The sequence below is a fragment of the Dolichospermum circinale AWQC131C genome, assembly GCF_000426905.1.
Classification (GTDB): domain Bacteria; phylum Cyanobacteriota; class Cyanobacteriia; order Cyanobacteriales; family Nostocaceae; genus Dolichospermum; species Dolichospermum circinale.
Genome location: NZ_KE384614.1, coordinates 6,586 through 13,842 on the forward strand (window position 1 = coordinate 6,586; position 7,257 = coordinate 13,842).

Sequence of the window (7,257 nt, forward strand, 5' to 3'; positions counted from 1 at the left end):
GCCAACCTACTTACAATAAGACTTACGCAAGTGTCACAATAAATTATATAATCACATTATTTTATTTGTTTGTAGTCAGGGCTTTAGCCCTGATAAGTGTTACCATAGCTGATCAAAGATAGGAGTAAAGTCCTAACTACAATTTCATCTGTGATGCCAGTTGCCTAAGTCCTGTACAATTTTCTAGCATCCCTAGCTCATTCTGTGTCAGAGTTGGAGTTGCAGATTTTACAAATAGAGGAACTTATTTATTTAATTACCCATGACCAATGACAGAACCACTAATTGAATTAAGGGGTATTTCTAAATCCTTTGGTAAGAACAAAGTTTTAGATCATGTTGATCTGAAAATATACCGAGGCCAAGCACTAGGGATTATTGGACCATCGGGAACTGGTAAGTCAACAATTTTACGGGTAATAGCAGGTTTATTAAAACCTGATGCGGGAGAAATTTATATTCAAGGAGTACAAAGGAATGGTTTAATAGAAGATGCTACTGATCCTGTGGGAATTGGGATGGTATTTCAACAAGCTGCCTTATTTGACTCCTTAACAGTCGAAGAAAATATCGGCTTTTTACTTTATCAAAATTCTCAGTTAAAGCGATCGCAAATTCGTGAACTAGTCCGAGAAAAATTAGAACTGGTGGGTTTAGCAGATATTAGTCATCTCTACCCCTCAGAACTTTCTGGAGGAATGCGAAAAAGGGTAAGCTTTGCTAGAGCAATTATGTCTAATCCTCAACGTCCTACAGATAATCCAGAGGTGCTATTATACGATGAACCTACCGCTGGACTTGACCCCATAGCCTCAACTGTCATTGAGGATCTCATCCGCAGTTTACAGCATACCCAGGGAGTTTGTAGTACATACTCCATTGTTACTCACCAAGATAGTACCATTCGCCGTACCTCAGACCAAATAGTATTTCTTTATCAGGGGAAAGTACAATGGCAAGGTACAGTAGCTGCCCTAGATCATACAGAAAATCCTTTGATTAGACAATTTATGAGTGGAAGCGTACATGGACCTATTCAAGTCACTGGCTAAGTACCAAGTCAAGAAAAATTACCAAGCTTACTTTTTTTGGTGGAGGAATAAATGCGAGGTCTAATGAGCGGTTTTACGTCTACACGCATGATCAGGGAAGGTTCTGTAGGATTGTTACTCTTACTAGGGTTAGGCGCGTTTGGGGTAATTTTACTATGGTTGAATAGGCTCACCCCTGGACAAACATCTTATCAAGCAATTGTCGAATTTGCTAACGCCGGCGGAATGCAAAAAGGTTCATCCGTACGTTTTCGTGGTGTAAAAGTAGGTACTATTACCAGTGTTAAAGCCGGATCAAATGCTGTTGATGTCGAAATTCAAATTAATTCACCTGATTTAAAGATTCCCACTAATTCCCTAATTGAAGCCAATCAAAGTGGATTAATTAGCGAAAATATTATTGATATTACACCAAAGGGAAATTTACCAACAAATATTACCGCTAAACCCTTAGATAAAGACTGTAATCCCAGTTTGATTATTTGTAATGGTTCTCGCTTAAAAGGTGTAATTGGTATCAGCGTTGACGAAATGATACGTAAATCCTCTGAGTTTGCGGCTCAGTATAGTAGCGATAAATTCTATAATAATGTTAACCGCACTTTGGAAACTTCTGCCAATGCTGCGGCTAATATCGCGGCTTTAACTAAGGATTTGCAAGGTTTGAGCAAAAGCGTTCGCGGACAATTAACTGTATTCTCTGATACTGCCACAACGTTGAAAAGCTCCACCAACCAACTAACTGCAACTACAATTACAACAGCGGATCAATTAAGAACCACAGCAAAGGATTTTAGTGTCACATCTAAACAGGCAAATCGTTTACTTAATAACCTAGATAGTCTTGTCACTACGAATCGTTCTTCTCTCGTTGGAACTTTGAATAGTATGACAGAAACCAGTAACCAACTTCGTCAAACAGTGATGAGTTTATCACCAACGATTAATCGCTTAACCCAAGGAGAATTACTGAAAAACTTAGAAACACTCTCAGCAAATGCAGCGGAAGCTTCCGCAAATTTAAAAGATGCTTCTAAAACCCTAAATGATCCAAAAAACATTGTCTTATTACAACAAACTCTAGATGCAGCTAGGGTAACATTTGAAAACACTCAAAAAATTACATCCGATTTAGACGAATTAACAGGTGATCCTAAGTTCCGCCAAAATTTACTACAATTAGTCAATGGTTTAAGTAAATTAGTTTCTTCTAGTAAAGATGTACAAGAGCAGACAAAAGTAGCTGTAACTTTAGACTCTCTTAAAACCAATAGTACCCCGCCCAAGGTAGTAATTACCGCACCAGTTCCCGAAAAACAAGTATTGGTAATCAGTCCCGAACTGAAAACACCACAGAAACTAGAGACAATTCCCCAACCAGTCCCACAAACAGCCAATTCATCTTCAGAAGAACTACTTGAGCAACTGCGAGATAATCGAGAGCAGGGAAAAATAACAACTGACAATTGACCACCCACTAATTCCAGTCCTCCTCCTCCTTTTTGCCACGACTTTTGTAAATTCCGCCTGTATGATGGATTTGACGGGTTTTTGTGAATAATTCCTCCTCCGTCAACCCCCAGCGGTTTAAAACCTGATCTAAGTCATTTTGGATGTCTCGCGCACCTGGAAAACCTTGATAGCGGATTTTTAGTCTCGCTAATTCTGATAAATTGTAGTCGCTTGCGTCTTGAGCAAGTAGAATATCAATAAGGGGGCGATCGCGGTTGTAAAGTGGATGTTGTTGATCATTACTATTGGGCTTTTGTGTCATAATCAATACTAGTATAAAGTTGACAACAAATCAACAACTCAAGGGCGAAAAATCTCGATCATTGCTAATTATCTATTATTATCTAAATAATGACGGCAACTACCCCTTGTCACTTACGGATCTCACTATTGCCATTGAGCTTTAAATAAAGATACATTATCTTTAAGAAAATACAAAAAACTTTAGATAAGGGTGAACTTAATCTCACCCAAAATCCAAGCAGCACGAGGGAAAGAACCCGCTATGTTTGAACACTTCACTTCCGAAGCAATTCGGGTAATCATGTTAGCTCAGGAAGAAGCACGACGACTGGGACACAACTTTGTAGGAACAGAACAAATTCTCCTGGGTTTAATGGGAGAAGGAACAGGTGTTGCTGCGAAAGTGCTGGCTGAGTTGGGTGTCACTCTCAAAGAAGCACGTCGGGAAGTAGAAAAAATAATTGGCCGGGGTTCTGGGTTTGTCCCACCGGAAATTCCTTTTACCCCCAAAGTTAAAAGCCTGTTTGAGCAATCTTTCCGAGAAGCTCACGGTCTTGGACATAATTACATAAACACTGAACACTTATTATTAGGTTTAACGGAGGCCGGTGAAGGAGTCGCGGCCAAAGTATTGCAAAATCTAGGAGTAGATTTACCTGTTATCCGTGCGGCTGTAATGAAGCGTCTGGGTGAAGATACAGCGGTTGTCACGGGTGGGAGAAGTAATTCCCAGCGCAATCAAAATCTATCCGTAGAGGAGTTCGGTAGAAATCTCACCAAATTGGCTCAGGAGGGCAGATTAGACCCGGTAGTCGGTCGTCAACGAGAAATTGAAAGAACGGTGCAAATTCTCGGTCGCAGAAACAAAAATAACCCGGTTTTGATTGGGGAACCTGGGGTGGGAAAAACAGCAATTGCTGAAGGTTTGGCTCAACGGATTATTAATCAAGATGTTCCCGAAATTTTGCTCAATAAGCAGGTAATTAGCCTGGATATGGGTTCTGTAGTCGCAGGAACTCGTTTCCGGGGTGACTTTGAGGAACGCTTGAAAAAAATCATGGAGGAAGTTCGTACCGCAGGTAACATCATCTTAGTGATTGATGAAATTCATACCTTGGTCGGTGCAGGTGGTACAGAAGGCGGTTTAGATGCTGCTAATATACTTAAACCAGCTTTAGCACGGGGTGAACTTCAGTGTATTGGTGCTACTACTTTGGATGAATATCGTCAACATATTGAACGTGATGCAGCATTAGAAAGACGTTTTCAGCCCATTTTGGTAGGTGAACCATCCGTAACAGAAACTATTGATATTCTCTACGGTTTACGCGGTGCTTATGAACAGCATCACAAAGTCCATATTGCTGATGAAGCGATAGTAGCAGCCGCTGAATTAGCAGACCGTTATATCAGCGATCGCTTTTTACCGGACAAAGCCATTGACTTAATTGATGAAGCGGGTTCTCGCGTGCGGTTACGTCACTCCCGTATTACCAATAACAAAGAACTCAAACAAGAATTAACCACCGTCACTAAAGCCAAATCTGAAGCTATCAGAGTCCAAGATTTTACTAAAGCTAGTAAATTACGTCAACAAGAATTATCAATTCAAGCCAGACTTGATTTAGAGGAAAACCAGGAAAGCGTTGACGCTCCCATTGTCAATGAAGAAGATATTGCTCAAATTGTCGCCGCTTGGACAGGTGTTCCCGTTAACAAACTGACTGAATCGGAATCTGAATTATTATTACATCTGGAAGACACTTTACACAAACGTCTAATTGGACAAGAACAAGCAGTTAGCTCCGTCTCTCGCGCTATTCGTCGCGCTCGTGTCGGCTTAAAAAGTCCTAATCGTCCTATTGCCAGCTTTATCTTTTCTGGTCCAACCGGTGTAGGTAAAACTGAATTAGCTAAAGCATTAGCGGCTTACTTCTTCGGTTCAGAAGAATCAATGGTGCGTTTAGATATGTCCGAATACATGGAAAGCCACAACGTTTCTAAGTTGATTGGTTCACCTCCAGGTTATGTAGGATACAATGAAGGCGGACAACTAACGGAAGCAGTGCGGCGCAAACCCTATACAGTGTTGCTATTCGACGAAATCGAAAAAGCGCATCCCGATGTATTTAATATGCTGCTGCAAATCTTAGATGACGGTCATCTTACGGATGCGAAAGGCCGAAAAGTGGACTTCAAGAATACATTAATTATCTTGACTTCTAATATTGGTTCTAAGGTAATCGAAAAAGGTGGTAGTAGCTTAGGGTTTGAGTTTGATAACCACGCAGAAGCTAGTTATCATCGGATTCGTAACTTAGTCAACGAAGAACTCAAAGCTTATTTCCGTCCAGAATTTCTCAACCGTGTTGATGATATTATCGTCTTCACTCAACTTAACAAAGATGAAGTCAAGCAAATTGCTGGAATCATGCTGAATGATGTTGCTAGTCGCTTAAAAGATAAGAATATCACCTTAGAAGTGACAGCAGCTTTCCAAGATAAGGTTGTACAAGAAGGCTATGATCCTAGTTATGGTGCTAGACCATTACGCCGCGCTATTATGCGTTTGCTAGAAGATTCTCTTGTAGAAGCAATTTTATCTGGGGAAATAGCTGAGGGAGATAAGGCCATAGTTGATGTAGATGATGATGGTCAGGTAAAAGTCAGAAAGTCCGAAACCCGTGAGTTGTTATTAACTAATGTTGGTTAATTCGGGATTTCTATAACATCGGTAATTTATTTGGTGGGTGACTTGATTGTTAACCCACCTTTTTTATGGTTGTTTATAGAGGAATAGGGATAAATGAACCACGAAGGGACGAAGAACACGAAGGAAAAAGGAAGAAAAGAGGTAATCTGATGTTGGAAAATGATATCACACCATGATAAGTTTTAGTTAGTTTTGATACAGCATCTTTCTTTTCATTCATAGATAATAATTAAATAGTTAATTGATTTTAATTACCAACGAAACAAAATGACTAATTAGGTTTGGTTCTAATGTCAAATATTTACAATACTCAAGAATTAATTCACATTTTAGCAACTGAACGCCAAGCTTGCTTAAAAGGTGAACGTTTAAAGTTAGAATTAACCGTTTCTGGTAATCCATTAATAGACCAATTTGTCAGAACCGAAGGACTACAAAGATTCGCAGCTTACCAAGATTTTAAAACCTCCATTCACCAATATCAACGAGAAAATCAAGTTTCTGGAATTATCTGGAAAGATATCACTATTAAAAACAAAAATCTCCATTATCCAGAAATTGATCCCGAATTAATTGCTTTAGAAAGTGATTTACAAATATTGAAACTTGCCAAAAATTCAATTTTAGAATTTTGGTATATCACAACAGCAGAAATGGATTTATATTTAAGTTTTAGTAATGGTAAACAACATCAAAAAATTACCAAAATAGACGTAGAAAGAATTACCCAAAGAACAGAATGGGCTACTTTATTAAAATGGGAAAACCCGAACTTTTTAGAAATTATCTTACAATTAGGTTGGGGACAACCCCAAGAAGCAGCTTATAAACGGGGAAGACCACTAGCAGGAAGTGAATTTATTCATGCAGTTAATCCGGGATGTTATCCTATTGGTTAATATCAGGATTCTCTAATGAACCGTAGAACCGTCGAAGTTTTTAATCAAGTATTTATTTACCACTGGTTTTGTGTTAAAGGTCATTAGTTTTCACCTGAATATCAACATTCAGTTTTTTCCGCAAAACATTGAAAGAGGATTTAATATGACGGGACATAAAAAGTTTAGCAATCTTACTAAAGATTTCTCCGCAGAAAGAAAAGCCAAAATTGCCACTCAAACAGCTAAATTAAAAGAGGAAATGGCATTAGCTGAATTACGCCAAGCTTTAAAAATATCTCAAGCTCAATTAGCTGAAAAGTTGCAAATTAAACAACCTGCTATTTCTAGATTAGAAAATCGTACTGATATGTATGTTAGTCATCTGCGAGAAGTTATTGAAGCTATGGGAGGAGAATTGAAAATAACGGCAAAATTCCCTGATGTGGAAGTAACCATTACTAATTTTGAAGATTTGGCAATGGAGACTAATGAGTAGGGTAATCCTTCATCAAAGAATTTACTGCTAAACTTTTCATCAAGGTGTGGGGGTTGGTTGTGGTATTTCGGAAGTAGGAACACCCATATAAAAAAGTAGAAATACTAAAACAAATGCTGCAAATGCTCCTGTGGCTTTAACCTGGGTTTTTGTCTTCATAAAAGGTATTGAAGATTGTAAACCAAGATCACCAGAAACTAAATAACCGGCAATACCAGCAAATGCAGATGCTAAAAATCTCACAATAGCTGACGAAATAAAACATTTTCAAGAGTAGTTAATCAAATCAGAACTGAACAGGACTTACGCAAAAAGAACCGAATTTGGGGTAATTCATGAATTACCCCTACCCAAGAATAA

7 protein-coding genes are annotated in these 7,257 nt (G+C 38.7%); 5 read left to right on the plus strand and 2 right to left on the minus strand.

What is annotated here, in order from left to right; all coding sequences use genetic code 11:
- The first annotated feature begins 269 nt into the window (after positions 1-269).
- Together ACIR131C_RS0112120 and ACIR131C_RS0112125 are read left to right on the plus strand one after the other, a co-directional pair.
- Positions 270-1,052 carry an ABC transporter ATP-binding protein gene (locus ACIR131C_RS0112120; RefSeq protein ID WP_028090407.1) on the plus strand — a complete coding sequence of 261 codons (783 nt, stop codon included), beginning with the start codon at positions 270-272 and terminating at the stop codon, positions 1,050-1,052.
- 51 nt (positions 1,053-1,103) lie between these two features.
- Positions 1,104-2,522 carry an MlaD family protein gene (locus ACIR131C_RS0112125; protein WP_028090408.1) on the plus strand — a complete coding sequence of 473 codons (1,419 nt, stop codon included), beginning with the start codon at positions 1,104-1,106 and terminating at the stop codon, positions 2,520-2,522.
- A gap of 7 nt (positions 2,523-2,529) precedes the next feature.
- Here the strand turns inward: ACIR131C_RS0112125 and ACIR131C_RS0112130 are convergent, their stop codons facing one another.
- Positions 2,530-2,826, minus strand: coding sequence for a DUF3288 family protein (locus ACIR131C_RS0112130; RefSeq protein ID WP_028090409.1), 297 nt, complete (start codon positions 2,824-2,826; stop codon positions 2,530-2,532).
- Between the two features lie 243 nt (positions 2,827-3,069).
- Between ACIR131C_RS0112130 and ACIR131C_RS0112135 the strand changes: the two genes are divergently transcribed.
- From ACIR131C_RS0112135 to ACIR131C_RS0112145, 3 genes are all read left to right on the plus strand, one after another.
- Positions 3,070-5,520, plus strand: a complete 2,451-nt coding sequence (locus ACIR131C_RS0112135; RefSeq protein WP_028090410.1) for an ATP-dependent Clp protease ATP-binding subunit — start codon at positions 3,070-3,072, stop codon at positions 5,518-5,520.
- A 290-nt stretch (positions 5,521-5,810) separates the two neighbouring features.
- Positions 5,811-6,419, plus strand: coding sequence for a hypothetical protein (locus ACIR131C_RS0112140; protein WP_028090411.1), 609 nt, complete (start codon positions 5,811-5,813; stop codon positions 6,417-6,419).
- Between the two features lie 145 nt (positions 6,420-6,564).
- Positions 6,565-6,897 (plus strand): XRE family transcriptional regulator, encoded by a 333-nt coding sequence (locus ACIR131C_RS0112145; protein WP_028090412.1) that lies wholly within the window; start codon positions 6,565-6,567, stop codon positions 6,895-6,897.
- 39 nt (positions 6,898-6,936) lie between these two features.
- Here the strand turns inward: ACIR131C_RS0112145 and ACIR131C_RS0112150 are convergent, their stop codons facing one another.
- On the minus strand, positions 6,937-7,140 hold the full coding sequence (locus ACIR131C_RS0112150) for a hypothetical protein (protein ID WP_028090413.1): 204 nt from the start codon (positions 7,138-7,140) through the stop codon (positions 6,937-6,939).
- Between the last annotated feature and the right edge of the window lie 117 nt (positions 7,141-7,257).